26 protein-coding genes are annotated in these 25,979 nt (G+C 41.4%); 18 read left to right on the top strand and 8 right to left on the bottom strand.

Annotated features, from left to right (window positions below; translation table 11 throughout):
• Positions 1–2: 2 nt before the first annotated feature.
• Positions 3–890, top strand: coding sequence for a LysR substrate-binding domain-containing protein (locus PR799_RS00130; protein WP_272520945.1), 888 nt, complete (start codon positions 3–5; stop codon positions 888–890).
• Here PR799_RS00130 and PR799_RS00125 read toward each other — a convergent pair.
• Positions 879–1,595: a sulfite exporter TauE/SafE family protein gene (locus PR799_RS00125; protein ID WP_272520944.1), complete on the bottom strand. Its 717-nt coding sequence runs from the start codon at positions 1,593–1,595 to the stop codon at positions 879–881. The two genes, PR799_RS00130 and PR799_RS00125, sit on opposite strands and share 12 nt — an antisense overlap.
• Positions 1,596–1,816: 221 nt before the next feature.
• On the opposite strand from PR799_RS00125, the gene PR799_RS00120 reads away from it, so the two are divergent.
• From PR799_RS00120 to PR799_RS00110, 3 genes are read left to right on the top strand one after another with little or no spacing between them, the layout of a single operon-like run.
• On the top strand, positions 1,817–2,131 hold the full coding sequence (locus PR799_RS00120; RefSeq protein ID WP_272520943.1) for an antibiotic biosynthesis monooxygenase family protein: 315 nt from the start codon (positions 1,817–1,819) through the stop codon (positions 2,129–2,131).
• Complete coding sequence (locus PR799_RS00115; protein ID WP_272520942.1) at positions 2,131–2,553, top strand: amino acid-binding protein; 423 nt, start codon at positions 2,131–2,133, stop codon at positions 2,551–2,553. The genes PR799_RS00120 and PR799_RS00115 overlap by 1 nt, the downstream gene beginning before the upstream one ends.
• A complete protein-coding gene (locus PR799_RS00110) occupies positions 2,522–3,223 on the top strand; it encodes an ArsR/SmtB family transcription factor (RefSeq protein ID WP_272520941.1) in 702 nt (233 codons plus the stop codon). The genes PR799_RS00115 and PR799_RS00110 overlap by 32 nt, the downstream gene beginning before the upstream one ends.
• Here PR799_RS00110 and PR799_RS00105 read toward each other — a convergent pair.
• A complete protein-coding gene (locus PR799_RS00105; RefSeq protein ID WP_272521033.1) occupies positions 3,213–3,344 on the bottom strand; it encodes an alanine-tRNA synthetase second additional domain-containing protein in 132 nt (43 codons plus the stop codon). The genes PR799_RS00110 and PR799_RS00105 overlap by 11 nt on opposite strands.
• A gap of 491 nt (positions 3,345–3,835) precedes the next feature.
• Between PR799_RS00105 and PR799_RS00100 the strand changes: the two genes are divergently transcribed.
• The 4 genes from PR799_RS00100 (at position 3,836) to PR799_RS00085 (ending at position 8,128) form a co-directional block, all read left to right on the top strand.
• Positions 3,836–4,957, top strand: a complete 1,122-nt coding sequence (locus PR799_RS00100; protein ID WP_272520940.1) for a ribosomal protein uL16 3-hydroxylase — start codon at positions 3,836–3,838, stop codon at positions 4,955–4,957.
• Between the two features lie 214 nt (positions 4,958–5,171).
• Positions 5,172–6,800 (top strand): mucoidy inhibitor MuiA family protein, encoded by a 1,629-nt coding sequence (locus tag PR799_RS00095; protein ID WP_272520939.1) that lies wholly within the window; start codon positions 5,172–5,174, stop codon positions 6,798–6,800.
• Positions 6,801–6,919: 119 nt separating this feature from the next.
• The gene (gene ydfG / locus PR799_RS00090) at positions 6,920–7,666 is read left to right on the top strand and encodes a bifunctional NADP-dependent 3-hydroxy acid dehydrogenase/3-hydroxypropionate dehydrogenase YdfG (RefSeq protein ID WP_154603768.1); all 747 of its coding nucleotides are present in this window, start codon (positions 6,920–6,922) and stop codon (positions 7,664–7,666) included.
• Positions 7,667–7,756: 90 nt separating this feature from the next.
• Complete coding sequence (locus PR799_RS00085) at positions 7,757–8,128, top strand: DUF1283 family protein (protein WP_006659792.1); 372 nt, start codon at positions 7,757–7,759, stop codon at positions 8,126–8,128.
• Positions 8,129–8,229: 101 nt separating this feature from the next.
• On the opposite strand, the gene bioD is transcribed toward PR799_RS00085, so the two are convergent.
• From bioD to PR799_RS00070, 3 genes are all read right to left on the bottom strand, one after another.
• A complete protein-coding gene (bioD, locus tag PR799_RS00080; protein WP_036947919.1) occupies positions 8,230–8,907 on the bottom strand; it encodes a dethiobiotin synthase in 678 nt (225 codons plus the stop codon).
• Positions 8,908–9,048: 141 nt separating this feature from the next.
• A complete protein-coding gene (locus PR799_RS00075) occupies positions 9,049–10,260 on the bottom strand; it encodes an ROK family protein (protein WP_272520938.1) in 1,212 nt (403 codons plus the stop codon).
• A 119-nt stretch (positions 10,261–10,379) separates the two neighbouring features.
• Positions 10,380–11,285: a LysR family transcriptional regulator gene (locus PR799_RS00070; RefSeq protein ID WP_036947913.1), complete on the bottom strand. Its 906-nt coding sequence runs from the start codon at positions 11,283–11,285 to the stop codon at positions 10,380–10,382.
• 112 nt (positions 11,286–11,397) lie between these two features.
• On the opposite strand from PR799_RS00070, the gene PR799_RS00065 reads away from it, so the two are divergent.
• The 3 genes from PR799_RS00065 to tus all read left to right on the top strand — a co-directional run bounded on the left by PR799_RS00065 (position 11,398) and on the right by tus (position 14,406).
• Complete coding sequence (locus PR799_RS00065; RefSeq protein WP_272520937.1) at positions 11,398–12,660, top strand: MFS transporter; 1,263 nt, start codon at positions 11,398–11,400, stop codon at positions 12,658–12,660.
• Between the two features lie 114 nt (positions 12,661–12,774).
• Positions 12,775–13,347 (top strand): lytic polysaccharide monooxygenase, encoded by a 573-nt coding sequence (locus PR799_RS00060; RefSeq protein ID WP_272520936.1) that lies wholly within the window; start codon positions 12,775–12,777, stop codon positions 13,345–13,347.
• A gap of 153 nt (positions 13,348–13,500) precedes the next feature.
• Positions 13,501–14,406 carry a DNA replication terminus site-binding protein gene (gene tus, locus PR799_RS00055; RefSeq protein ID WP_272520935.1) on the top strand — a complete coding sequence of 302 codons (906 nt, stop codon included), beginning with the start codon at positions 13,501–13,503 and terminating at the stop codon, positions 14,404–14,406.
• Between the two features lie 59 nt (positions 14,407–14,465).
• Here the strand turns inward: tus and fumC are convergent, their stop codons facing one another.
• Positions 14,466–15,863, bottom strand: a complete 1,398-nt coding sequence (fumC, locus tag PR799_RS00050; RefSeq protein WP_036947899.1) for a class II fumarate hydratase — start codon at positions 15,861–15,863, stop codon at positions 14,466–14,468.
• Between the two features lie 178 nt (positions 15,864–16,041).
• Here fumC and manA point away from each other — a divergent pair, with 178 nt between their 5' ends.
• The 3 genes from manA to add all read left to right on the top strand — a co-directional run bounded on the left by manA (position 16,042) and on the right by add (position 20,118).
• Positions 16,042–17,217, top strand: coding sequence for a mannose-6-phosphate isomerase (gene manA, locus PR799_RS00045; RefSeq protein WP_272521032.1), 1,176 nt, complete (start codon positions 16,042–16,044; stop codon positions 17,215–17,217).
• 109 nt (positions 17,218–17,326) lie between these two features.
• Entirely contained in the window at positions 17,327–18,967 is a 1,641-nt protein-coding gene (locus PR799_RS00040) for a YdgA family protein (RefSeq protein WP_154626941.1), read from the top strand.
• A gap of 149 nt (positions 18,968–19,116) precedes the next feature.
• Complete coding sequence (add, locus tag PR799_RS00035; RefSeq protein ID WP_272520934.1) at positions 19,117–20,118, top strand: adenosine deaminase; 1,002 nt, start codon at positions 19,117–19,119, stop codon at positions 20,116–20,118.
• Between the two features lie 178 nt (positions 20,119–20,296).
• On the opposite strand, the gene PR799_RS00030 is transcribed toward add, so the two are convergent.
• Positions 20,297–21,274, bottom strand: a complete 978-nt coding sequence (locus PR799_RS00030; RefSeq protein WP_154599237.1) for a bile acid:sodium symporter family protein — start codon at positions 21,272–21,274, stop codon at positions 20,297–20,299.
• A 57-nt stretch (positions 21,275–21,331) separates the two neighbouring features.
• A complete protein-coding gene (locus PR799_RS00025) occupies positions 21,332–22,375 on the bottom strand; it encodes an oxidoreductase (protein WP_272520933.1) in 1,044 nt (347 codons plus the stop codon).
• 129 nt (positions 22,376–22,504) lie between these two features.
• Between PR799_RS00025 and PR799_RS00020 the strand changes: the two genes are divergently transcribed.
• From PR799_RS00020 to rsxC, 4 genes are all read left to right on the top strand, one after another.
• The gene (locus tag PR799_RS00020; RefSeq protein WP_272520932.1) at positions 22,505–22,945 is read left to right on the top strand and encodes a DUF2569 domain-containing protein; all 441 of its coding nucleotides are present in this window, start codon (positions 22,505–22,507) and stop codon (positions 22,943–22,945) included.
• Between the two features lie 87 nt (positions 22,946–23,032).
• Entirely contained in the window at positions 23,033–23,614 is a 582-nt protein-coding gene (rsxA, locus tag PR799_RS00015; RefSeq protein WP_154603759.1) for an electron transport complex subunit RsxA, read from the top strand.
• On the top strand, positions 23,614–24,216 hold the full coding sequence (gene rsxB / locus PR799_RS00010) for an electron transport complex subunit RsxB (protein ID WP_154626947.1): 603 nt from the start codon (positions 23,614–23,616) through the stop codon (positions 24,214–24,216). The genes rsxA and rsxB overlap by 1 nt, the downstream gene beginning before the upstream one ends.
• Positions 24,209–25,979: electron transport complex subunit RsxC (gene rsxC, locus PR799_RS00005; protein WP_272520931.1), on the top strand; the 1,771-nt coding region annotated here is incomplete at its 3' end. The genes rsxB and rsxC, both read left to right, overlap by 8 nt.

The raw sequence follows: 25,979 nt of genomic DNA, 5'->3' as shown, positions 1-25,979 counted from the left end.
CTATGCGTTTTGATATGGTTGATTTACGGTTATTTGTAAATACCCACAAAGCTGGGAGTATTACAGCAGGGGCTAATTTATCTAATTTAAGTTTGCAATCAGCCAGTGAACGTATTCGAGGCATGGAAAATGAGCTTGGTGTTTTATTATTGACGCGCTCTTCGTCGGGAATAAAACTGACAAATGCAGGCTTGGCATTATTAAATCATGCGAATCAGGTGCTATTGCAAGTCGACCATATGCGCAGTGAATTGCGACAATACAGCCAAGGTCTACGAGGGTATATTGATTTATTATGCAACTCTTCAGCACAAGCTGGTTTTCTTCCAAAAAAATTAGCGGATTATCTGCAAAAACATGCGAATATTAGCGTTGGGATCCGTGAAATGCCGAGTGAAAAAATCATCAGTAGCCTCAATAATCAAATGGCAAACTTAGGGATTGTTGCAAATCCGTCGTCATTATATGACTTGGAATTTAAGTTCTTGTGTGATGACCACTTGGTTATTTTCGCGCCATTATCTAAATCTAATGATTTAAATGAGCAAAGCATCTTTTCACTCAGCCAAATTGACCATCATGATTTTATTGGGCTTTCTCAAGGCAATGCTTTGCAGGATTATATTGACCATCATGCACAGAACTTGGGGACTACATTAAATTATCGTATGCGTTTAGCAACAATGGATGCGGTGATGCAATTAGTGAGTGAAGGGCTTGGCTATGCCATTTTACCGAGACAAGTAATATCTCGGTTTATCGGAATATATCCAGGAAATATCATTCCTTTATCTGATGAATGGGCAAAGCGCAAATTGTATATTTGCGCCCGAAGATTTGATGAATTACCGAGTTATATGGATGAGTTTGTTAAGTTTTTACTTGAATAACATATAAACGCCCAATGCGATTAACCCAAAGAAAAAACAGCGTCTAAATATTTTTTCACTAATAAAATTTCTACAGTATTGACCTGCGTACATACCAATAATTGCTGGAATAAGCGCAATTGAAGAGGTGTAATAATCTATAGTCTCACTACTATTTTCCCTTATTAATAAGATGGATAACGCAATTGTTGACGCGGTAAACGCGAGACCTAATGTTTGTATTAATTCATTTTTATTAAGATTTAATGATTGTAAATAAGGAACGGCAGGGATAACAAAAACCCCCGTGGCTGCGGTAATAACCCCAGTGATATAACCAATTAATGGGGATAGCCATCGTTCATTTTTACTCGATGTTGGCGATTTAGGGAGTAACATGGCGGCCAGTCCATAAATGATTAATACCAGACCTAGTGCAGGAAATACCCATTCTGATGCTGAGCTCAATTTTGGTAATGGGCTATAAACAGTGCCAATAAAAATGGCGATAATAAATAAGTAAAATCGTCGAGCTAAGTTTAAAAACTTACCACCGATCATAAGCTGCCATATATTAGTGATGAAAGATGGAATAATCAGAATGCTTGCTGCAACAGCGGGTTCCATGACCGTCGTTAATAAACCCATTGATAATGTTGGCAAGCCTAGCCCAATGACTCCTTTAACAAATCCCGCTAAAAAGAAGATCAATAAAATTAACGCCATATAGGGTTTACCTTTGAATTGATGAGTATTGCTTAAAGGGTAATCAATAAAATAAAAACAACCTATATGGATTATTTTTAGGGGGGCTTCGGAAAATACAGATCAGGGTTTTCAGCAATCTACAGCTATTATTGCCATCAATATTTGTCATTTCGATAGTTATCGAAGTGACATGAATACGAGATTGATAACCTGTTTAGCGGTTAACAAGGAGACATGAAATGATCGCAGTGATATTTGAAGCACGTATTGCACAGAATAAACAGGAACGCTATTTATCTTTAGCGGAAAAGTTAAAGCCATTATTGAGCGATATTGAAGGGTTTATTTCAATCGAGCGTTTTCAAAGTTTATCGAACGAGGGCAAGATATTGTCACTGTCATGGTGGGAAAATGAGTTAGCTGTTTTGCAATGGAAACAAAATATTTTGCACATGAATGCTCAGCAAGAAGGTCGAGAAACGATTTTTGATTTTTACAAAATCAGTATTGTTAATATGGTTAGAGAATATGCATTTGAAAAGGATAAACAATAATGTTTGATATTCATGTGGTTTTAGACGGTAAACCTGGGCAATTGGCACTGTTAGGAAAAACATTAGGTAATAACCATGTAGGTTTGGAAGGTGGCGGTGTATTTACCATCGATGGGAAAAGCCATGCTCATTTTCTTGTTGAGGATGGGATAAAAGCGAAAACTGTTTTAGAATCAATGGGATTATCTGTTGAAATTAACAAGCCGATTATTCGTAAATTAAGACAGGAAAAACCCGGAGAGTTAGGCGAAATAGCGCAAATATTAGCGAATCATGATGTGAATATTTTAGTGCAATATAGCGATCATGCTAATCAATTAATACTGATTACCGATAAAGTGGATATTGCTGAGTTAGTCACGCGTCCTTGGGCCGTAGAGAATTTTTTGAATGACCATAAAAATATTAAAAGTGAAGGGTAAACCCACATTAGAATCCTCAATAGCCGCGATTGGAGCGGCTATTTCTGATAGTTCGAGGGTTAAAATTCTTTGTGCTTTAATGGATGGAAGGGCGTGGACAGCAACGGAGCTGGGCGTTGTTGCGGAAATTTCAGCCTCAACCGCGAGCAGCCACTTAACAAAGTTATTAGACAACAAACTGATTACGGTTATTGCACAAGGAAAATATCGCTATTTTCAAATTGCGAATGAAGGCGTTGCCAATATCATTGAAAGTATTATGGGACTATCTGCAAGCAATGTATCCCAAGCCAAAATAACGACACCGCTTAACTTAAGAAAATCTCGAACTTGTTATAACCATTTAGCCGGCGAAGTGGCTGTTCGTATTTTTGATTCACTTAACCAGAAAGAATGGATCACTGAGAATGGATCTGAGATTACGTTATTGGGTATTGAGAGTTTTAGAACTATGGGGCTCAATCTTAATTTCAAGAATTCAACAAAGGTTTGTTGTCCGTGTTTAGATTGGAGCGAACGACGTTTTCATCTTGGTGGGCAAGTTGGAGCCGCTTTTCTTGTGCATGCTGAAAAACAAGAATGGTTGTTCAGACATGCCGGTTATAGAGAAATTACCATCAGTAAAAAAGGGCATAGGGCGTTTGCTAAATACTTTGAAATTAATCATTAAGATATATTTCGACCCGTTCTTTTCCTTTGCCGATATTCACTTTTTTTAACCGAATGGTACTAATTTCAGCAGTAGACCTGACATGTGTACCACCACAAGGGACTTTAGAAAATCCTTCAATTTTCCAGTATCTGTAGGTTGGGGTTCAATGGAAGAACCCCGATAAGCAGTAGAGAGAGATAGGTATAAGGTATTATCAGTTTATATATCTTATTTAACATAATATGCATTATGCGAACCTAAGTATGAAATAATGAAATCCAGCATTTTGGCTGGTTAATCGTGTTGATTCGTTTATCGCTTAAACTGCCTTTTATCTATGACCAGTTAAGCTTTTAGTCGTTGCTTCATGTCCGTCAGTTAAAGTTCCGTGAGATTTAATGTGAGCTCGGGGATCAATTTGACGTTGTTAACTTTGACGATTGAACTTCCTTACCCATTTTGTCATCGGTGCTTTTAAATGACAGAACACCTCAATGCATTATGAATATGTTAATACTTTATTTAATAGCAAATGGAACATCCAAAATACTAAGTTTGACGCCAAACAAAAATATGCCGCTGCATTACTTCTATAATGACTGGCTTACTTACTCATATAGATGTGGTCACATGGCTAACAAACTGAACCTTAACTGGCCTGAATTTTTAGAAAAATACTGGCAGAAAAAACCCGTTGTGTTGAAAAATGCATTTCCTGATTTTGTCGACCCTATCACTCCCGATGAACTGGCCGGTTTGGCGATGGAGCCGGAAGTTGACAGCCGTCTAGTCAGTTTTATTGATAACAAATGGGAAGCAAGCCATGGCCCATTTGAGGACTACAGCGAATTAGGCGAAAAAGGATGGTCGCTGCTGGTGCAAGCCGTCAACCATTGGCATATGCCTGCCGCTGAACTGGTGAAACCGTTCCGCGTACTGCCTGAATGGCGTCTTGATGACTTGATGATCTCCTATTCGGTGCCTGGCGGTGGTGTTGGGCCACATATTGATAACTATGATGTTTTCATCATCCAAGGAATGGGACGCCGCCGCTGGCGAGTCGGTGACGCCCTTCCCATGCGTCAATTTTGCGCACATCCCGCATTATTGCATGTCGATCCGTTTGAGCCGATTATTGATGTAGAAATGGCACCGGGAGATATTCTGTATATTCCGCCGGGATTCCCTCACGATGGTTTTACCTTCGAAGATACCATGAACTATTCTGTCGGCTTTCGAGGTCCGACCGGACGCGATCTGCTGAGCAGTTTTGCAGACTATGCACTGGAACAGGATTTGGGCGGAATAAATTATGGTGATCCTGATCTGAAAGTCAGTAAAAATGCGGGAATTATGGAACCTCATGAGGTGGAACGCCTACGAGCCATGATGATTGAAATGGTCAATAAACCCGGTGATTTTGAACAGTGGTTAGGCCGTTTTGCAACCACCCCTCGCCATGAGCTGGATATTGCCCCTGCAGAACCACCGTATCAGCCGGAAGAAGTACTGAGCGCTTTGAATACCGGTGAAAAATTGATACGACTAAGTGGATTGCGTGTTATGCGCATCGGAGATTATTTCTTCGTGAATTCAGATGGTTGGAATACCTCCGAAATAAAGGGTGCCGACGCATTATGCCAGCTTACGGAAGTCGGAATGAATGAACTCGGTGAAGCATTGGAGAACCCAATTTTTGTCGCTGAGTTGACCGAATTTATCAATCAGGGATATTGGTATTTCGAAGAGTAAATAACATCAGCCTAACAAGATAAAACACCTGCAAACGGGTGTTTTATCTCAGCGTTCCCCCTACTTTCAAACCTAAAAGATCAGCCAACCATTCTGATTGTTCTTTATAAATAGAATCTTACTTTAAGCTTATTCTGTTATCTCAACTGATTAAATTTCAATATGATTAAAAACTATCAAGAAAACTAATTTATCCAGCTAATGGAGTATCAATATGTTTGTCACTCGCAAATTCACCAAAGGAATTTTATTTGTATCGGCATTAGCGTCATGGCAAGCATTTGCTGAATCAGCGCCGCTTTTGCACTCTCTTAAGCTCAATCAAGCCACGATTTTTTTACGCGGCGCTGAGTTAACGAATAGCGCCACTGTTAATTTACCGCAAGGCGAAAGTAAACTGGTTTTTACCAATGTTGCTGATCATCTTGATCAAAAAAGCCTTTCTATTAGCTTAGATAATGAAGATGTTTTGATTCGCTCAATTGACGTGCAAACCGTGGCGGTAGAACCCGTTTACACAGGTGAAGCGGCAAGTTTAAAAGCTCAAATAGACGAGGTCACTAAGCAAATTTCAGCGCTTAATATCAAAATAAAAGTGGGTGATGACCAACTCGCTTTACTGAAAGATCAGCGTTTTTTTGGTGAAACAACGACATTATCCCTTGAGCAGTCTGCATCTAAATTGGAGTTTATTCGCAAGCAAATGTCTGCGATATTAAGTGAGAACTTAAGGTATCAGCAGCAGATTGATGAATTGACAGAGAAACAAGCGTTATTGCAGGCAAAATTTGAAGGAATTCTTCCCGATAATATGGGTGAGCAGACGCAAATTGTGTTGACGGTTGATACGCCTAAAAATTTGAGTGCCAACATGCAAATCTCGTATGTTACCCCCGATGCCGGTTGGTCTCCAAGTTATGATATTCGCGCTAAAGATATTGATAAACCAGTCAATATTACCTATAAAGCTGACGTCATTCAAAATACAGGCTTGGACTGGGATAAAGTTAAACTCACCCTTTCCTCTGCCAATCCAACACGCAATATCACCCCACCATTTTTAGCACCATGGATATTGTCAGTTTACGATCAATATAATCAAGGCTACATGAATGGAAAAATGTCCGCGACCATGGACATGGAAGTAGCAGCACCTGCGCCAGTAGCGGAACTCTCGACAGTAAAAAAACGCAGCCCGGGTATGGCAAACTATGTGTCAACCAATACCAATGGCGTGAATCTTAGCTACAACATCGAATTGCCTTTTAGCTTAGCTTCTACCCCTAAAGCAAAATCTATTACCATTAAGCAAGCGGATATTGATGCAAAATATCGTTATACATCAACACCAAAAATGGCTGAAGAAGTCTATTTGCAAGCACAAATTGATGACTGGGATACACTGAATTTACTGAATGGCCCTGCAAATATTTACTTTATGAACAGTTATGTCGGTGATTTTTACGTAAATTCAGGGCAATTAACTGAGACTCTCGATATTCCATTCGGCGTGGATGATAACATTCAAATTTCTCGTGTGAATAATGCGGCTATGCGTAAAAAACCGTCCTTTATGGGCTCCACAGTTGAGCAAAAAGAAAGTTTCTTAATTAAGGTGCGTAATACGCGGAAAAATGACATTAAACTATCTGTTTACGACCAGCTCCCAACGAGCAGAGATACTGATATTAAAATACTCAACCCTGAATATAAAGGCGGAAAATTGGATGAAACAGAGAATAAGATTGAATGGGATTTAACGCTTAAACCTCAAGAAACCGTCGAGTTACCGTTAAGTTATACGCTGAAATACCCTAAAAATAAGCAGATTAATGGCTTATAACTCGCTAAATAAGTTAATTATTTTATCGGTGTAAAAGAACTAAATAGGGGCTTGGAAGCCCCTTAATAATAAGGTTAGAATGATTCAAAACAAACAACGATAACAACCTGAGGTACCTAATGATTATTCTAGTAACCGGCGCAACATCAGGATTTGGTGAAGCTATTGCTCGCAAATTTATTCAGCATAACTTCACTGTGATTGGGACAGGACGCAGAACTGAAAGATTAAATGCATTACATCAAGAATTGGGTGATAAATTTTATCCATTAACTCTGGATGTACAAGACCGAAAAGCCATTCAACACGCTGTCGCCAATTTGCCCTCCCACTTAAAAAACATCGACCTTTTAGTGAATAATGCGGGGCTTGCTTTAGGATTAGAGCCCGCATTTGATGCAAATCCGGATGACTGGGAAACCATGATCAACACAAATACCAAAGGCTTAGTCAATATGACTTATGAAGTGCTGCAAGGTATGGTGGAAAAGAATCACGGGCACATTATCAATATTGGCTCTACAGCCGCATCTTGGCCATATAAAGGCGGCAACGTTTACGGCGCAACCAAGGCGTTTGTAAAACAATTTTCCTTAGGATTACGTGCAGATTTAGTGGGCAAAAAAATTCGTGTGACCGATATTGAGCCAGGATTAGTCGGTGGAACTGAGTTTTCAAATGTCCGTTTCAAAGGTGATGATGAAAAAGTCACAAATACCTATAAAGGCGCGGATGCCCTTACTGCTGAAGATATTGCAGAAACAGTTTATTGGGTGGCAACACTTCCGGCTCATATGAACGTTAATACACTGGAATTAATGCCAGTGTGCCAAACATTTGCTGGCTTAACCGTACATAAACAATAATAAATTTTCGTACTATTCTATAAAGACGGCATTATTGTTTATTAGTTATACTCTGGGTATAGAGCGAGTATTGAAATGAAAGGAAATTACATGAGCACGTCACAAAAATTTATCAAAAATGGTCTGGCTGCAATCTGCTTTTGCCTCCCTTTGATGTGGGTTAATGCGGCGCAAGCAGCTAATACATCATGCGCTGCGGGTAGCACTTGTGTTTCTGTCGGTAATGGTAGTAATGACCCGTTGAATAAAGAACAGGCGCGACAAGATAAAGAACAGTGGGATGAGACTAAAATGCTGCGTTCTAAAGTTAACCGCCGCACCGAAAAAGAGTTTGATAAGATTGATGCCGCATTTGATGCGAAAGATAAATGTGAGAAAAGTTTGAATCTTAATGCGTATTGGGAGCCAAATACTCAACGTTGCCTTGATGTTAACTCAGGCCGTCCAATTATCAATCCATAGTTGAAAATAGACTATATAGCTGAAAATAGACTGTATCGGTAAAACAAAGGGCGCTATTTGCGCCCTTTTGCTTAGATATTAAATTAAAATTTATATAAAGATTAAAATGCAGGAACCGAAACAAACTCTTGCAGTTTTTCACCATCTAAATAATGTCCCAATTCTTTTTCTTCAGGACGCAATAAATAAGGAATTTCACCCAATAATGGCGCATTAATATGTTGTTGCATACGCTGGATAATTTGAGCGTAATGCGCCAAGCCTGGGTTGATTCTATTGGCTAACCAACCGACTAACGGTAAACCATCCGCTCGAATAGCTTCAGCTGTCAATAATGCATGATTGACACACCCATGCTGAATTCCAACGACTAAGATCACGCCAACAGATTGTTTTTTCAGCCAATCGGCATAAAAAGTATTATCATCAAGAAGATAACGCCATCCGCCATTACCTTCGATAACGACTATGTCGCTTTGCTCATGAAGGTGATCTAACCCTTTGTTGATTTTATTAAAATCGATACTGTTTTCATGGCTGTAATTATCGCCAAGTCTGACAGGGTTAACTTCATCATACGAGACAAGATCTTGCGAAACACGATGAATAAGAAGTGCATCCTTATTGCGCTTCCCTTCAGGTGTATCGATACATTGATCTGCAATAGGTTTGTACCCTACGGCTTTAATACCTTGATTATTAAGTGCTTGTAATATTGCTAGTGTCGATACCGTCTTCCCGACATCTGTATCTGTCCCGGTAATAAATAGATTGTTCATGGTTGTTCTATCCTGAAGTGACAGACTAAGGTCAGCAAAATGCTATAAAAATGATATGAATTCAGTTTATGGGAATGGGGAAATGATAAGTTTGCGTTAGCTCAATTTTGTGTAAGATAGTGAGAAGTTTATCAAATTGTATTAGCCTTGCAGTAATTGCAACAACAGTGAGCCATCATAAAGTGCATTCTGAATTAATGCCGTTTCACTTTCTTTAATTGAAATTATTGATTTATCAAGCGTTAATTTATTACTGTAAAGAGGGTTCCCATATAAAGAGATAAAATATTGTAGACGAGTAAGCCAGTAATTTTGCTCATCAGTTAAAGGGGAATTAACTAAAATCAATTCAGTTCCAAATAAATTAATCATCATTGCTAATGGGTAAGCAAGGCGCTTGGCTGTTATATCGAGTAATAAAATACATAATGGATCATTTTCTATTGCACCTCGACTAATTGTATTAATATCGATGCTCACTTTATGCAAGATGGATGCGGGATAATCTGCAAGTAATTCCCTTGCTTGCTGAATAATTGCAGGAATAGCTATCTTAGTTTCTAAGCAGCCCTTTCCTCCACAATAGCAAGATTGTGGTCTTTCTGAATCAGTTTGAGTATGTGCAAATAATATAGGCTGATGTGTTATTGAATCCAAAGAATAACCGTGATTCAGCACCGCGATATTAACCACATCTTGAATTTGTAGATAAATAATATTTTTTTGTGGCCGAGACTCTGAATATTTGAGGTGATCGCCGATAGCCAGGGCATTAACAGTTGGGTGAAGATAGACGGGCAGACCTGTTTTTTCTGTTAGCAATTCACCAATATCCAGTTGGTGAACATGGTAGTCAGGCAACCTATGAATAACCCCTGAATAAGAGTCTAAGAGGCCATCTAATAAGATACTGATCGCCGTGACTCTTTCTAAGTGAGATGCGTTTTCTTCGAAAAACAGACCAATCAGTTCCGATAACCGATCACTAAATTGTTGATTGCCTTTTACATCAAAAGGATAGCTTTTTTCTGTGAGGGTTTTAGCATTAATTTCTTTTAACGAAATGATGGCGTGTTGTTGTTCAATTCGAATGGCTAAAAATTGCCAGCCTTCACTTTCAATGACTAACCCAACAGCTGGACGTCCTCTTAACCCTAATACTGGAAATTCACGTTCCTGTATCAAGTGAGCATCCATCAGTTCACGGGTAATTTTGGTGATACTCGCTGGGGCCAATTGAGACTGTTTTGATAACGCAATACGGGAAATAGGACCATGCTGTGCAATAATTCGGTACACAAGCCCAGTATTTAATTGCTTTATTTGGTCGGTATTCCCCGTTTGGTTTATCATCTTAACACTCAGAAATCGTTATAAATTATGATTGATTATGCCTGATACAAATGAAAACGCGGCTACATTTACATATAAAACGTGATGCAACTCTCGTTAATCATTTCAAATTCTACGCCTTATATACCCACAATATTGTGCAGCAGTAACTCAGTCAGTTTTTTAGCTGCAGCAGGTGGCGTTCGTCGTGTATTGTAGACTAACCAGACCTCTGAAGTAGCTTGAATATTCGCGAGTTTTAGATATCTCACGCCGTCAATCTTCATTCGTGTAAAGGATTCAGTGATGATAGAAATTCCCATTCCAGCAGACACTAAGCCTAGAATGGTCATGGCTTCCCCCGCTTCTTGGGAAATAGTAGGAACCACCCCTTCAGAGGCTAATAATTGGTTGATCTCATCATACAGCGCCGTACCCACTTCCCGCTCAAAGAAAACTAACGGGTAAGCCGCAAGCTGCTTAATATCGACACCACTTTCTTCGAAAGCCAGTAAAGGATGCCCTTCATAAACCGCAACCATGAAAGGCTCCCTGAATAATAATTGATAGTCCAATTGTTCAGGCAATATTGTATTGCGCATGATGCCAATGTCTATGCGCCCGGTCACTAAAGGCGGGATTTGCTGCTTCGTATTCATTTGATGCATATGAATGGAAACATCAGGGTATGCTTCTCGGTATTGGCGCAGGCTCATGGTGACTTTGTGCATAAACGGCGTTGTGGACGTAAAGCCAATAGACAGTTCGCCAAGTTCCCCTTTTTCCATCCGAGCCGCTTTGGTCGCTGCCGCATCGACCTGCCCTAAAATTTGGTAGGCTTCTTTGAGAAACATGGCACCGGCTGGCGTTAAGGCAACATTGCGATTATTGCGCTCTAATAATTTGGCATTCACCATTTCTTCAAGAGCTTGGATCTGCTGGCTTAATGGTGGCTGAGACATGTGCAAGCGCTCAGCCGCACGTCCAAAATGTAGCTCTTCGGCAACAGCAATAAAATAACGTAGGTGGCGTAATTCGATGTTCATCTGATTGATATTTTAAATGTATCATTATGTATTATTAATATATTAGACAAAAAAATAGAAAGTTTCTATTCTTTGATCGAAATCAAGTCCGTCTAGTCGTCAAGGAATTTACATGGAACAGCAGTCAAATAGCCTCTCAACGAGCCAATCTCTCCAAGGAAAACAAACCAAAACCTTGACCAATGCCGCCCCGAAAAAACACTATATTCAACGGGACGATGCACTGTATCTACGTGTAACGCTATCATTTTTTACTGTGGGTTTTGCAACATTTGCGTTGCTGTACTTTGTGCAACCTATTCTGCCAATGTTGTCCGCGGACTTTAATATTTCCCCGGCGACTGCCAGTTTATCACTCTCCTTAAGTACGGGATTAATGGCATTGGGGTTACTGATCACCGGCCCTATTTCCGATGCAATTGGTCGTAAAAACGTGATGGTCATTTCCTTGACTTGTGCTGCGCTTTTTACGTTAATGAGCTCAATAATGGAAAGCTGGCAAGGGATTTTGATCGCCCGTGCATTAGTGGGGTTATCGCTTAGTGGTGTAGCGGCCGTCGCCATGACCTATTTGAGCGAAGAAATTCATCCGAGCTATGTCGCACTGTCGATGGGCTTATATATCAGTGGTAACTCTATTGGGGGAATGAGCGGACGTTTAATGACAGGGGTAATTGCCGACTTTTATTCATGGCGAGTCGCGGTTGTGATTTTAGGCTCATTGGCGTTGTTGGCGGCGATTGGATTCTGGCGTTTATTACCACCATCCCAACACTTTCGTGCAAGCTCTCTCAAACCTAAAAACCTTTGGGTTAACTTACATTTACATCTACGTGATACGGGTTTGCCCTGGTTATTTGTTGAGGGCTTTATCTTGATGGGCGGTTTCGTCACCATGTATAACTACATTGGATACCGCTTACTTGAATCACCTTATAATTTTAGTCAATCTGTTGTGGGATTCTTATCTGTTATTTATTTAACAGGAACTTACAGTGCGACGAAAACAGGGAGCTTGACCCAGAAACATGGTTTTGGGCGAATTTTAATTGCTGCCATTGCGATGATGTTAATCGGCGTAATTTTGACGTTACACAGTAATATTTGGGTCATTTTATTAGGCATGACAGTATTGACCACCGGATTCTTCGCCGGGCATTCCGTTGCAAGTAGCTGGGTGGGACGTCGCGCTAAACGGGCAAGAGGACAAGCATCGTCCCTCTATTTGTTTAGCTACTATGCGGGTTCCAGTATAGCCGGTACATTGGGCGGTTTTTTCTGGTCGGCATATGGCTGGAATGGCGTCGCATTATTTATTGCAGTGCTTCTACTGGCCGGCGTAGGTATCGCATATAAGTTAAAAACAAAATGTTAGTGACTTATAAATTACCGAATAATCCAATAAGTTAACTGCTGCTAAAGGTTAGAATTCACATCCTCATCATGGTTAATAGAAAATATATAAATTAATCAATGATGAGGATCTTCAATGAAAAAATTATTATTATTTCCTTTATTACTCTGCTATAGCTACTTTGCCCTGCCTCATGGCTATATCGAGTATCCCGCAAGCCGAGCCTACCTGTGTAAATTACAAACCAATAAAAACTGTGGCGCTGTCCAGTATGAACCTCAATCGGTTGAAGGATTGAAAGGTTTTCCTCAAAAAGGGCCGATTGACGGCAAAATTGCCAGTGCAGGTATTGCGGCTTTTTCGCCTCTCGATGTTCAGCAACCTTTTCGTTGGGCTCGAATGTTAATAGAAACGCCCGATTTTGATTTTTTCTGGCGCTTAACTGCTATCCACAAAACAACTAAATGGGAATATTTTATTACGCGAAAAGATTGGAGCCCAAGTGAGCCATTAACTCGAGCGCAATTTGAATTAACACCATTTTGCAAATACGAAAAAGTGGAGATGCCGGCGAGTTTAGTGCAACACAATTGCAGGCTCCCTCAAAATTATCAAGGTTATCATGTTGTTTTAAGTGTTTGGACCATAGATGATACAGCCAATGCATTTTATCAAGTCATTGATATAGAAGTAGATTATAAAAAATAACAGTAAGAAAATTCCATGATGGGATAGTATAATACCCTACCTCGCTATCCCTTAATTTCCTGTTTATGCCAGTTTATAAACACAGATGTTAATGTTACTTTTGTTTTATAACAAAAAGAATGTTGTAACTAAATATAGGGTTGAATACTCAAAATGTCCAAACAACAGTTAATTAGCTCATTCAATCTATTAGAGTCGAATATTAATCGGCTATGCCAATTGCTTCAGGCGCAAAAAGATATCAATGCGGCCGTATTTAGTTTACCGGAAACCCTTAAAGGGGATGAAAACAATGATGTCAATTCTATCTTTGTGGATAAACATACGGGACACGACGCAATCACCCAAACAACAGAACTATTTAAGCTATTATTTATTCATAAAAAATCAGAATTAGTTAGCAATAAAACCGCGATACGTTTACCGGGTGCGATTTGTTTGGCTCCCTCTTATGCTGAATATAAACAATTTCAGCAGTTAATTTTTGATATCAACCAATTAAAAATAGACATAAAGCAGATAGTGACCCATGTTGATGAGGTTCATCGTTTTGAATTTATAAGAGAAAGCTTGCATGGACTACTTACGCTGAATACCTATCGAACCCTCACCTCTGTTGTCGACCCCGATACCATTCGTTTTGGGTGGGCAAATAAGAAAGTGATCAATAAAGTGACTCAAGAAGAAATGCTCAACCGTTTGCAAGCCAGTTTAGAAAGTGGAAGAACACCAGCTCATTTACAGCGCGAACATTGGCAGTTACAGTTAGAAACTGAGATCCAGTTAGTTCGCTCCCTTCCCCATGATTGCATTCTAAAAACACAGCGCCCGGTAAAAGTTCAACCTATCGCCCGAGTTTGGGACAAAGAAACGCAGAAACAGACTCAATATTCTTGTGCCACGCCGATATTGGTTTTTGCTGTTGATAAAGCATTGAGTGACATAAAACTGGGGGAGTTGGCGGATTATCATCAAGACAGTATCGCACTGCGTAATCGCCCAAAAGCTAAGCCAGTTGAATTACTGATACCACGCTTAAATCTGTATATAGAGCGATAAAAAAGCCCCTGCTCTATTTCTAGTTCAGGGGCTGAAAACCTTATCTTAGATAAAGATTATTACGATTTCATGCTGCCAACCATATCTTCTGGACGAACCCATTCATCAAATTGAGCTTCAGTTAAGTAGTTCAATTTCAGAGCAGATTCTTTCAGAGTCAGACCTTCTTTGTGCGCTTTTTTCGCGATTTCAGCTGCTTTGTCGTAGCCGATATGGGTATTTAGTGCAGTCACCAGCATCAGAGATTCGTGCAGTAATTTCTCGATACGCTCACGGTTTGGTTCGATACCTTCCGCACAGTGTTCGTTGAAACTACGCATACCATCAGCTAATAAACGGATAGATTGTAAGAAATTATCGATAACCATTGGACGGAATACGTTCAATTCAAAGTTACCTGAAGCACCACCAATGTTAACTGCAACATCGTTACCCATAACTTGAGCACACAACATGGTTAATGCTTCGCACTGCGTTGGGTTAACTTTGCCTGGCATGATTGAGCTGCCTGGTTCGTTTTCAGGAATCGAAATTTCGCCGATACCACAACGAGGACCCGATGCTAACCATCTAACATCGTTAGCAATCTTCATTAAAGATGCCGCTAAGCCTTTTAATGCACCATGTGCGTGAACTAATGCATCACAGGTTGCTAATGCTTCAAATTTGTTCGGTGACGTCACAAACGGTTGGCCGGTTAATTCAGCGATTTTTTTTGCAACACGAACCGCATATTCAGGGTGAGTATTCAGCCCTGTACCAACAGCCGTACCACCTAATGCAAGCTCACAAACATGTGGCACTGCATTTTCAATATGTTTTTCATTGTGGGCTAACATCGCCGCCCAGCCTGAAATTTCCTGGCCCAATGTTAATGGCGTTGCATCTTGTAAATGCGTACGACCGATCTTAACAATGTCTTTGAATTCTTTTGCTTTCGCATCGAGGGTTTTATGCAGAACTTTCAGTTCTGGCAGCAAATGCTCACGCATCGCGACAACGGCCGCTACGTGCATTGCTGTTGGGAAGACGTCGTTAGAGCTTTGGCTCTTGTTAACATCGTCATTTGGGTGGATCAGACGGTCGTTACCGCGCTGTCCGCCGAGGATTTCGCTACCACGGTTAGCAAGTACCTCATTCATGTTCATGTTACTTTGAGTACCAGAACCGGTTTGCCAGATAGCGAGAGGGAATTCTGTTGGATGCTTGCCAGCAAGGACTTCGTCTGCCGCAGCGATAATCGCATCACCGCGATCTTTTGGCAGTAAACCTAAATCCATGTTCACGCTTGCAGCCGCTTTTTTCGTGACGGCTAATGCGTGGATCAGAGCAACAGGCATTTTCTCTACAGAGATACGGAAATGTTCTAAAGAACGCTGCGTTTGCGCGCCCCACAAGTGGTCAGCAGGTACTTCAATTGGTCCCATTGAGTCTTTTTCAATGCGAGTGGCTGCCATTACTAGCTCCTTAGGTACATATTCAGAATAATTAATTATAGAATCATCTGCTTGCAGGTAAGCAAATAACCGAGCAGTATAATGCCACAAATTGAATTTCAATTATGAGACTTGGTCGAGCTTATTGTGCTGTAGTAAAAAGGAAATTAGTTGATTTTTGCAAAAAGAGAGATTTGATATGCTAAAAATGATTAACCAAATCCAACACTATGATTGGGGAAGTAAAACGGCCCTCAATGAACTGTATGGGTACCCTAATCCGGATAATTTACCGATGGCTGAACTTTGGATGGGCGCTCACCCCAAAGCCAGTTCTGAGATCATATCCCCCTTAACACATCAGAAGATCTCGTTAAACGCATTCATTAACGAAAACCCAGAGAAAATACTGAGTAAACATATTGCCGAGCACTTTGGCCGCCTGCCTTATTTATTTAAAGTGCTGTGTGCTGCGCAGCCGCTATCTGTTCAGGTTCATCCCAATAAACATGATGCAGAAATAGGATTTGCTAAAGAAAATGCACAAGGGATCCCGTTAGATTCCCCTATCCGTAATTATAAAGATGATAATCATAAACCAGAGCTGATTTATGCCTTAACGTCTTTTAAAGCAATGAATGCATTTCGTCCTATAGATGAAATTGTCGAATTATTCAGCTTTATTGCTGCCGCTCACCCTGAAATCCAACTATTTGTCCAAACACCAAGTGAAGAACGACTTAAAAAACTATTTGCACAAATTCTTAATCTAACAGGCGAGCAAAAAGATCTTGCTATAGGGGTATTAAAAGCCGCACTGAATAGCAAACAAGGAGAGCCTTGGAATTCAATTAAACAAATGGTGAACTTATATCCAGACGATAATGGTTTATTTACACCTTTAATGCTAAATATCGTTGAATTACAACCAGGTGACGCCATGTTTTTAGCCGCTAGAACCCCTCACGCCTATTTAGAAGGTGTTGGGTTAGAAGTCATGGCTAATTCAGATAACGTCTTACGAGCGGGATTAACCAGTAAACATATCGATGTTCAAGAACTGGTTGATAATATTGATTTTAAATCAATTAAAGCTGAGGATTTGTTCAATATCCCCGAAAAATCTGGAAATGTCTGGAAATATAAGATCCCAGTAGAAGATTTTTCATTTAATATATATTCTATTGACTGCTCGGGGTTATCCATAACTAACCATGTTGCTTCAATTTTGTTTTGTATTGAAGGTAAGTTAGTATTGCGATCAGGTAATCAAGAAATAAACATGAATTCTGGTGAATCTGTATTCTTACCTGCTTATGAGGATAACATTTCTATTAAAGGAAATGGTCAATTAGCCCGAGTATTTAATTTTTAGGTCGTATTCTGTATTTAGCCGTTGGTACACACAGCCAAACGGGTAATAAAAACTTATATTATTTTTACATAAGTACGTTTTGTACGTACTGAAAGGATGGATGTTGATAATGAAAAAGTCATTAGTTGCGGTAGGTGTTATCGTTGCTCTGGGCGCAGTATGGACTGGCGCATCATGGTACACAGGTTCAAAAGTCGAAGCTGAACTGAATAAAGTGATTACGAATTCCAATGCGTTTATCACCGCTAACGATCCAAGTGCTGATGTTGTCTTTAAATTAGAGAACTACAAACGTGGTGTGTTCTCTTCTCAAGCAGACATCGTCATTACTTCAACCACTTCTGCTGACGAAAACATCGTCTTTAAAGCGGATATCTCACACGGCCCGCTGCCATTATCTCAAGTGGCTAAATTCAACCTGATGCCAAAATTGGGTGCAGTAAATGTTGAATTAGCGAACACTAAAGTAACTAAAGAGCTGTTTGAAGCGACTAAAGGCAAGCCATTCATGCATGGTTCTGCGGTTATCGGTTACAGCAAAAACGTGGATTCTAGCATTGAGCTGATCCCTCTCGAATACACAAAAGATGACGGTAAGTTCTCTTTCAGTGGTGCTAAATTTGATATCGCAACCGGTTCTGACTTAAGCACCGTTGATGCATCTTTAGTGACTGATAGCTTAGTCATTAGCAGCACCAAGGAAGAAGGCTCTCTCACTATGAAAGGCCTGAAGCTGGTTTCTAACGTAACGAAATCTCAGCACGGCTTCTATACTGGTACTCAATCTTTCGTGATCGCAGATACTGATGTTAGCATCCCTGAGACTAAGTTCTCGTTCAAAAACTTAGACGTTTCAAGTGATACTTCTATCAACGGTGATGATGTTAAAGGTAGCATTTCTTACAAAATCAGCGATGTAAAAGCGTTAGAGCAAAACTTAGGTTCTGGTGAGCTGACTGTTGCTATCGAAAAATTAGATGCGAAAGCATTAGGCAAATTTGTTGAGCAATACAACCAAGCACTGGCTGATGGCTTAGCAACAGGCAACCCAGGTGAAGTTAGCGAAAAAATCGCAATGCAGATGATGACCACCACTCTGCCTGAGCTGATGAAAAGCAAGCCTGTATTCACTATGAGCCCGTTCTACTGGAAAAACGACGCTGGTCAAAGTTCTATCGACCTAAGCATCACATTCAACAAGTGGAATCAAGACGAAATCACTGCGTTAGCGATGCAAAACAAAGTGGATGAAGCGTTCAAGCAACTGATCACTTCTTTTGACTTCAGCATGAAACTGAACAAGCCAATGATCATTGAGTCAATGACTCAAGCGATGATCTTAGATGGCGGCGTAGCAGTATCAGCAGAAGATAAGAAAGCGGTTCAAGAACAAGTTTCTGAAGAGTTCGCAGGCGTTCAACAAATGCTGACTGCAGATATGTTCTCTAACCCGTTCGAAGAAATGTTCATGACTGATGAACAACGCGCAGAAAAAGCAAAAGAGAAAAAACACCCTTGGATGATCGACAGCGAAAACGATTTAACCATGACTGTTAAATTCTCTGGTAACGACCTGACCTTCAACGACGACAAATATACCTTAGCTGAATTCTTAACTAAGATGAAAATGATGCCAGGCGCAGAAGATGAAATGGGTTACGAAGAAGAAGCTCAACCTGCTGATGGTGCAGAAGTTGCAGAACCTGCAATTGAAGCAGAACAACCAGCAGAAGCGCCAGCTGCACAGTAATTGATTCTTAAGATAATTTATCCTTAAGATAAATCAGGTAAACGCCAGTCACACAGACTGGCGTTTTTCTTTTTATCACCCTCTTTTTCATTGATTTTTACTCAATTACAGACAAAATGGAGGCAATATATCTATAAGGATCATTTATTGTGATAAACAAACAACTCCCACTCACGGATTTACATCGCCACCTTGATGGCAATATTCGCCCTGAAACCATTCTTTCCCTTGCACAACAACATCATATTCAGCTTCCAGCCGATGAAATTGAAGCATTACGCCCTCACGTTCAAATTATGGGACAAGAAGCCGATTTAGTGGGCTTTTTGACTAAACTGGACTGGGGTGTTGCTGTCCTCGCGGATTTAGATGCTTGTAAGCGCGTCGCATTTGAAAACGTGGAAGATGCGTTCAACGCAGGCATCGATTATGCTGAATTGCGTTTTTCCCCTTACTATATGGCCATGAAGCACCAGCTTCCTGTTGAAGGTGTTGTTGACGCAGTGATTGATGGTATTGCCGCTGGTTGTCGCCAATATGATATCCAAGTCAATCTGATTGGTATTTTAAGCCGTACATTTGGACAGCAAGCTTGTGCTATTGAATTAGACGGCCTTCTCGCTCATCGAGATAAACTGTGCGCTCTCGATTTAGCGGGTGATGAGTTAGGATTCCCAGGCGCCCTATTTGAAGAGCATTTTACCAAAGCGCGTAATACTGGACTCAATATTACCGTTCATGCTGGTGAAGCCGCGGGCGCAGCCAGTATTTGGCATGCGATCAAGCATTTAGGCGCTCAGCGTATTGGTCATGGCGTAAAAGCCATTGAAGATCCTGAACTGATTGAGTTTTTAGCCAAGAATAATATTGGGATTGAAAGCTGTTTAACTTCAAACATTCAAACCAGCACCGTTCCTTCACTCGCTCAGCACCCATTGAAAGCATTTTTATCCCACGGTGTATTAGCATCCATTAATACCGATGACCCTGCTGTTCAAGGTATTGAGCTGCCATACGAATATAATGTGGCAGCACCACAAGCGGGCCTAACACAGTCTGAAATTGAGCAGGCTCAACGTAATGGTTTAACCATGGCATTCCTTTCTGAGAGCGAAAAAGTTGCGTTAATGCGTAAAGCAGCCAGCCGATAATCCCCGTTATAACCGCCTATAACCAATCCTAGGGCAGTGACGCTTCTCTGCCCTATTTAACCCTTCGACATTTCAAGTAATCTCTGTTGCTAATTCATTTATAGTATCAAACCCATTAGTATGTTGTAACTAAATTGACACATTGATAAAGGCAGCTATCGCTGCCTCATCATGCTACTTATTGTTTTTCTAATCGTTTGGCATATTTCTGGGCTATCACCGCACACACCATTAATTGAATTTGATGGAAAATCATTAATGGCAGCAAAATAATCCCCACTGTTGCCGCTGGGAATAAAACGTTCGCCATCGGCACACCGTTCGCTAAACTCTTTTTCGAGCCACAGAACAAGATGGTAATTTCATCTTCCTTGCTAAATCCAAGAAGGCGCGCTGACATCACGTTAATCACCATCACCACCACTAACACAACGCAAGAAACTAATGTGATGATAAACAATGAATAAGCATCGATAGTTTGCCAAATCCCCTCCACAACCGCTTCACTAAACGCCACGTAAACCACCAGAAGAATTGATGAGCGGTCAGTGGTATTAACCAACCTTTTATGACGATTAATCCAGTTGGCGATTAACGGACGACATAGATGCCCAACAATAAATGGCACCATTAATTGCAACATAATTGAGCCAATCGCATTCAGGGTGTCCATAGCTTGGCTGCCGTCGGTATCCATTAATACCCCCACCAAAACGGGTGAGAGAAAAACCCCTAAAATGCTGGATGCCGAAGCGCTACAAATCGCGGCGGCAACGTTGCCCCCTGCTACCGAGGTAAATGCAATCGCTGACTGCACGGTTGCTGGCAATGCACATAAATAGAGGAATCCCATATATACCGTCGGTGACATCCAATGAGGCACCATGAAACGTAACGCGATACCGATAATAGGAAAGAGAATAAAAGTACTGGCAAATACCAGTAAATGAAGCCGCCAGTGCCCCATCCCTGCAACGATAGATTCTCTGGATAATTTAGCGCCATGCATAAAAAACAGTAGCGCGATTGCCGCTGTGGTTAAGTGCTGAAAAACAGTTTTAACTTCCCCTTCACATGGGAAAATACTGGCGATGACAACCACGCCAATCATGATCAACAGAAAAGAGTCTATTTTAAGTTTTGCTAATAAATTCATTCGATTTTCCACAAATAAAAAGCCAGTGTTAACTGGCTTTATCTTCAACGTTGAACCTTAGAAAATATTTTCGATGGTACGTTTTTCTTTCGCTGATTCGATACCGGCTTCAATCAGTTTCATAATATCGATGGCTTCACTTGGCGTCACAGGATTTGGCTTACCGAGGCGGATAGCATCATAAATGGCTTCATAATAGCCGCCATAGTTGCCTTTTTCATTGTTCCACGGCTTCGTCACCATTTCATCACCTTGTGACAGGGTCACAATACCATTATTCGGATCTTTCCCCCAATGCTCTCCTTGAGGAATAGCGCCACTTTTTAACGCATCTTCTTGAGTATCCAGACCATATTTCACATAACTACCCTTCATTCCATGAATGGTATAGATTGGCATTGGCGCAGCAGCAACCGTCGTTGAATGTAGAACCACTTTTTTATCTGCGTAATCCAGCATTGCATGGAAATAATCTACCGCTTCTGCACCTGGACGAATAATACCGAGATCCACCGTAATCGCTTTTGGCTTGCCAAAATATTGCAGGACTTGGTCAATAACGTGCGGTCCTAAATCGTACCAAATTCCTGCCCCTGGAATATTGGCTTCGCGCCAGCGTTGTCTAACCACAGGACGAAAACGGTCAAAATGAGATTCATAATATTTAATCTCACCTAAACAACCATCTTGCAGGATTTTTTTCACGGTGCGATAACCCGAGTCCCAGCGGCGATTATGGTAAACCGACAACAATTTACCTGATTTTTCAGCACGTTGTTGAAGGTCTTCGGCTTCTTTGACATCGAGTGTAAAGGGTTTATCGACCACCACATGTTTACCCGCTGCTAGCGCTTTACAGGCTAATGGGTAGTGAGTGTCATTCGGGGTTGGGATCACCACCAGTTCAATTTCAGCATCTGCGAACAGCTCTTCTGGTGTGCCCACTACCTTAACATTAGGATGGTCGGCATGGACTTTGCTCGCATCGCTACTGGAGATTGTGGTTAATTCAAACTCCTTTAACATGGCTAAAAATGGGGCATGAAATGTTTTGCTGGCATAACCATATCCAACAATCCCGACTTTAATTGGTTTGGACATATTGACCTCACATGAGTGGCATATTTTGCTATTTTAAAAAAGTACCATCAGAATGAATCAATTAGCAAATAAATCTATGATAGGATTATTATTTATCTGTATTATTTAGTGATAACGGATCCCTTATTTATGACTTCTGTTTATAACGCAGACCGCATTACTGGCTGGCTATTAGTCCCTGCTAGCTATTTACTGCTGACATTATTTGCTGCTTGCAGCATGACCGTGATGTACTGCATTAAGTTCTATGAGATTGTAACCACCGTTGAAAGCTGGAGTAGTTTCATTACTCCTCAGTGGTATTTGTCATTCGCTATCAGCCTCGCTATGTCACTATTTAGCGTGCATGTAGCGCAATTGATGTTTAAACGTTCTCGCGACTTCCCCCGTCGTTTTACTATCTGGCTATTAGTATTAATGTTAATTGGGCTAAAAACCTTCGCCTTTTCCCCGATTGATGACCAGGCAGCCTTGCAAATCCTTGCATGGCCACTCTTAGGCGCTGCATTTTTCGTACCGTATATGAAAGTTTCTAAACGCGTGAAAATGACTTTCACACAAGATCGATAAGCATCACAAAAATAGCTTTGATATCATAGCCTCCGTTAAACTGACTGCGGTCAGTTTTTGGGCTTTTTTCTCTCTTCAGGCTATGAAATGACCGACTATCTTCTACTTTTTATTGGGACAGTGTTAGTCAACAACTTTGTCCTCGTTAAATTCTTGGGATTATGCCCATTTATGGGCGTATCAAAAAAACTAGAAACTGCCATTGGGATGGGGTTTGCGACGACGTTCGTTATGACCCTCGCCTCTATTTGTTCGTGGCTAATCGATACGTTGATCTTAATCCCACTAGATTTAGTCTATTTGCGTACACTGAGCTTTATCCTTGTGATTGCTGTCGTTGTGCAATTTACCGAAATGGTTGTGAGAAAAACCAGCCCAACGTTATACCGCTTATTAGGGATCTTTTTACCGCTGATCACCACTAACTGCGCAGTTCTTGGAGTGGCTTTATTAAACATCAACCAATCCCATAATTTCTTGCAATCTGCGGTCTATGGCTTTAGCGCCGCCGTCGGATTCTCTTTTGTGATGGTGCTTTTCGCTGCGATTCGCGAGCGTTTGGCTGTCGCAAATGTCCCAGCGCCTTTTAAAGGTTCGTCAATTGGCCTGATCACGGCAGGGTTAATGTCCCTTGCATTTATGGGCTTTAGTGGTTTGGTGAAATTCTAATGATGTCTTTGTGGATTGCGATTGGCATATTAGCCGTTTTCGGGCTGATTTTTGGTCTGATCTTAGGCTATGCCTCATTACGTTTTAAAGTTGAAGAAGACCCGATTGTTGAAAAACTGGATGCGATTTTACCGCAAAGCCAGTGTGGTCAATGCAGTTATCCGGGATGCCGTCCCTACGCAGAAGCCGTTGCCAATAACGGTGAGATGATTAACAAATGCGCCCCTGGTGGCGAGCAAGTCATGCTCAAAATAGCCGAATTGATGAACGTGGATCCTCAACCTATTGATGGTGATGAAGACGCACAAAACCCCGTTCGTAAAGTGGCGGTCATCGATGAAGAAAACTGTATTGGTTGCACCAAATGTATTCAAGCTTGCCCTGTGGATGCCATTGTGGGCGCCACTCGCGCTATGCATACCGTGATTGAAGATTTGTGTACAGGCTGTGACCTGTGTGTAGCTCCTTGCCCTACGGATTGTATTGAAATGGTACCGGTTAAAACCACAACCGCTAACTGGAAATGGGATTTAAACACCATCCCCGTTAAAAACATTACGGATGCACCTCTTTCTTCAGCTAAAGAGGGTTCCCATGCTTAATTTATTTAAGTGGTTGAAAAAAGATAATGTTTGGGACTTTGATGGCGGTATTCACCCGCCAGAGATGAAATTGCAATCCAGCCAAACGCCTATGCGAGTCGCTTCCGTCCCTGATGAATTGATTATTCCGCTGCAACAGCATTTAGGGCCTGAAGGTGAACTGATTGTTAAAGTTGGTGATACTGTACTTAAAGGGCAGCCGCTCACCAAAGGTACGGGTCGCACAGTCCCCGTCCACGCCTCAACATCAGGAACCATTGTTGCCATTGAGCCGATGGTTACCGCTCACCCTTCTGGGTTAAAAGAGCTGTGTGTCAAAATTAAATCTGATGGTTTAGATACTTGGGCACCTTTGCAGCCCGAACCTAATTTCCAACAACTTTCACGCGCCGATTTACTCAATAAGATTGAGCAATCAGGGATCGCAGGTTTAGGCGGCGCAGGTTTCCCAACGGCCTCTAAACTAGCAGGCGGTAAAGATGCCATTAAGACATTGATTATCAATGCTGCTGAGTGCGAGCCATACATCACCGCAGATGACCGTTTAATGCAAGAGCATGCCCAAGAGGTCATCGAAGGTTGCCGCGTTTTACAACATTTACTCAATCCAGACCAAGTTCTGATTGGTATTGAAGATAATAAACCTGAAGCTATCAAGGCATTAAAACGTGCGCTGACGCCTATAGATACACAGATTTTTGTGCGCGTGATCCCAACAAAATATCCATCGGGTGGCGCAAAACAGCTCACAAAAATCTTAACCGGAAAAGAAGTCCCTTCTGGTGCACGTTCTTCCCAAATTGGCGTGCTAATGCAGAACGTCGGTACCGTCGTTGCTATCAAACGCGCGGTGATTGATGGTCAACCACTGATTGAGCGGGTCGTGACAGTGACGGGCGAAGCGATTAAACAACCCGGTAACTTCTGGGCGCGTTTAGGCACTCCAGTTAAGCATCTGCTTCAACAATCCGGTTTTGAACCGGAAAATGAGCAAATGGTGATTATGGGAGGCCCATTGATGGGCTTTACGCTGCCGGATCTGAATGTGCCGGTGGTGAAAATCTGTAACTGTTTATTGGTTCCTACCCAAGAAGAAATGGGTGAAAAGCCCATCGAAGAAGCCTGTATTCGTTGCGGTTTATGTGTTGATGCCTGCCCTGCGGGATTACTGCCCCAGCAATTATATTGGTTTAGTAAAGGCAACGAACACGAAAAAGCGCAAAAACATAACCTCTTCGACTGCATTGAGTGTGGCGCTTGCGCTTATGTTTGCCCAAGTAATATTCCGTTGGTGCAATATTATCGCCAAGAAAAAGCTGAAATTCGCGAGATAGACCAAGAAGAACGTCGTTCAGCAGAAGCGAAACTACGTTTTGAAGCCAAACAGCAGCGAATGGAACGCGAAAAACTTGCCCGTGAAGAGCGCCATAAAAAAGCAGCGGTTCAAGTGGATACTGCGGATAAAGATGCGGTTAATGCGGCGCTGGCTCGCGTTAAAGCGAAGAAAGCATCAACCTCTGAACCAATAAAAATTATTTCGGGCGAATTGCCGGATAATAGTGCCGTTATTGCAGCAAGAGAAGCGCGTAAAGCCCAAGCTCGTGCTAAACAGGCGCAAAAAGTTGCAGAGCAAGCCCAATCTGACACCCCAGTGATTGCAGGCGGCGCAGAGGGAGATGACCCGCGCAAAGCCGCTGTTGCTGCGGCTATTGCTCGAGCGAAAGCCAAGAAAGTGGCTGCGCAACAGACTTCAGAACCTGTTA

The organism is Providencia sp. PROV202, from assembly GCF_028479565.1.
GTDB lineage: Bacteria > Pseudomonadota > Gammaproteobacteria > Enterobacterales > Enterobacteriaceae > Providencia > Providencia zhijiangensis.
The sequence above is the reverse complement of the archived record's forward strand: the minus strand, read 5'-3'. Positions and strand labels throughout refer to the sequence as shown.

What these genes read in the sequence shown, in the direction of transcription:
- PR799_RS00060 (WP_272520936.1), top strand. Translation starts at nt 12,775, where the DNA reads ATGAAAAAATTATTATTATTTCCTTTATTACTCTGCTATAGCTACTTT.
- PR799_RS00025 (WP_272520933.1), bottom strand. Translation starts at nt 22,375, where the DNA reads ATGTCCAAACCAATTAAAGTCGGGATTGTTGGATATGGTTATGCCAGC.
- PR799_RS00085 (WP_006659792.1), top strand. Translation starts at nt 7,757, where the DNA reads ATGAGCACGTCACAAAAATTTATCAAAAATGGTCTGGCTGCAATCTGC.
- PR799_RS00125 (WP_272520944.1), bottom strand. Translation starts at nt 1,595, where the DNA reads ATGGCGTTAATTTTATTGATCTTCTTTTTAGCGGGATTTGTTAAAGGA.
- PR799_RS00100 (WP_272520940.1), top strand. Translation starts at nt 3,836, where the DNA reads ATGGCTAACAAACTGAACCTTAACTGGCCTGAATTTTTAGAAAAATAC.
- PR799_RS00065 (WP_272520937.1), top strand. Translation starts at nt 11,398, where the DNA reads ATGGAACAGCAGTCAAATAGCCTCTCAACGAGCCAATCTCTCCAAGGA.
- PR799_RS00020 (WP_272520932.1), top strand. Translation starts at nt 22,505, where the DNA reads ATGACTTCTGTTTATAACGCAGACCGCATTACTGGCTGGCTATTAGTC.
- PR799_RS00070 (WP_036947913.1), bottom strand. Translation starts at nt 11,285, where the DNA reads ATGAACATCGAATTACGCCACCTACGTTATTTTATTGCTGTTGCCGAA.
- bioD (WP_036947919.1), bottom strand. Translation starts at nt 8,907, where the DNA reads ATGAACAATCTATTTATTACCGGGACAGATACAGATGTCGGGAAGACG.
- ydfG (WP_154603768.1), top strand. Translation starts at nt 6,920, where the DNA reads ATGATTATTCTAGTAACCGGCGCAACATCAGGATTTGGTGAAGCTATT.
- PR799_RS00120 (WP_272520943.1), top strand. Translation starts at nt 1,817, where the DNA reads ATGATCGCAGTGATATTTGAAGCACGTATTGCACAGAATAAACAGGAA.
- fumC (WP_036947899.1), bottom strand. Translation starts at nt 15,863, where the DNA reads ATGGCAGCCACTCGCATTGAAAAAGACTCAATGGGACCAATTGAAGTA.
- tus (WP_272520935.1), top strand. Translation starts at nt 13,501, where the DNA reads ATGTCCAAACAACAGTTAATTAGCTCATTCAATCTATTAGAGTCGAAT.
- rsxA (WP_154603759.1), top strand. Translation starts at nt 23,033, where the DNA reads ATGACCGACTATCTTCTACTTTTTATTGGGACAGTGTTAGTCAACAAC.
- PR799_RS00110 (WP_272520941.1), top strand. Translation starts at nt 2,522, where the DNA reads ATGACCATAAAAATATTAAAAGTGAAGGGTAAACCCACATTAGAATCC.
- PR799_RS00115 (WP_272520942.1), top strand. Translation starts at nt 2,131, where the DNA reads ATGTTTGATATTCATGTGGTTTTAGACGGTAAACCTGGGCAATTGGCA.
- PR799_RS00040 (WP_154626941.1), top strand. Translation starts at nt 17,327, where the DNA reads ATGAAAAAGTCATTAGTTGCGGTAGGTGTTATCGTTGCTCTGGGCGCA.
- PR799_RS00030 (WP_154599237.1), bottom strand. Translation starts at nt 21,274, where the DNA reads ATGAATTTATTAGCAAAACTTAAAATAGACTCTTTTCTGTTGATCATG.
- manA (WP_272521032.1), top strand. Translation starts at nt 16,042, where the DNA reads ATGCTAAAAATGATTAACCAAATCCAACACTATGATTGGGGAAGTAAA.
- PR799_RS00075 (WP_272520938.1), bottom strand. Translation starts at nt 10,260, where the DNA reads ATGATAAACCAAACGGGGAATACCGACCAAATAAAGCAATTAAATACT.
- PR799_RS00130 (WP_272520945.1), top strand. Translation starts at nt 3, where the DNA reads ATGCGTTTTGATATGGTTGATTTACGGTTATTTGTAAATACCCACAAA.
- rsxB (WP_154626947.1), top strand. Translation starts at nt 23,614, where the DNA reads ATGATGTCTTTGTGGATTGCGATTGGCATATTAGCCGTTTTCGGGCTG.
- PR799_RS00095 (WP_272520939.1), top strand. Translation starts at nt 5,172, where the DNA reads ATGTTTGTCACTCGCAAATTCACCAAAGGAATTTTATTTGTATCGGCA.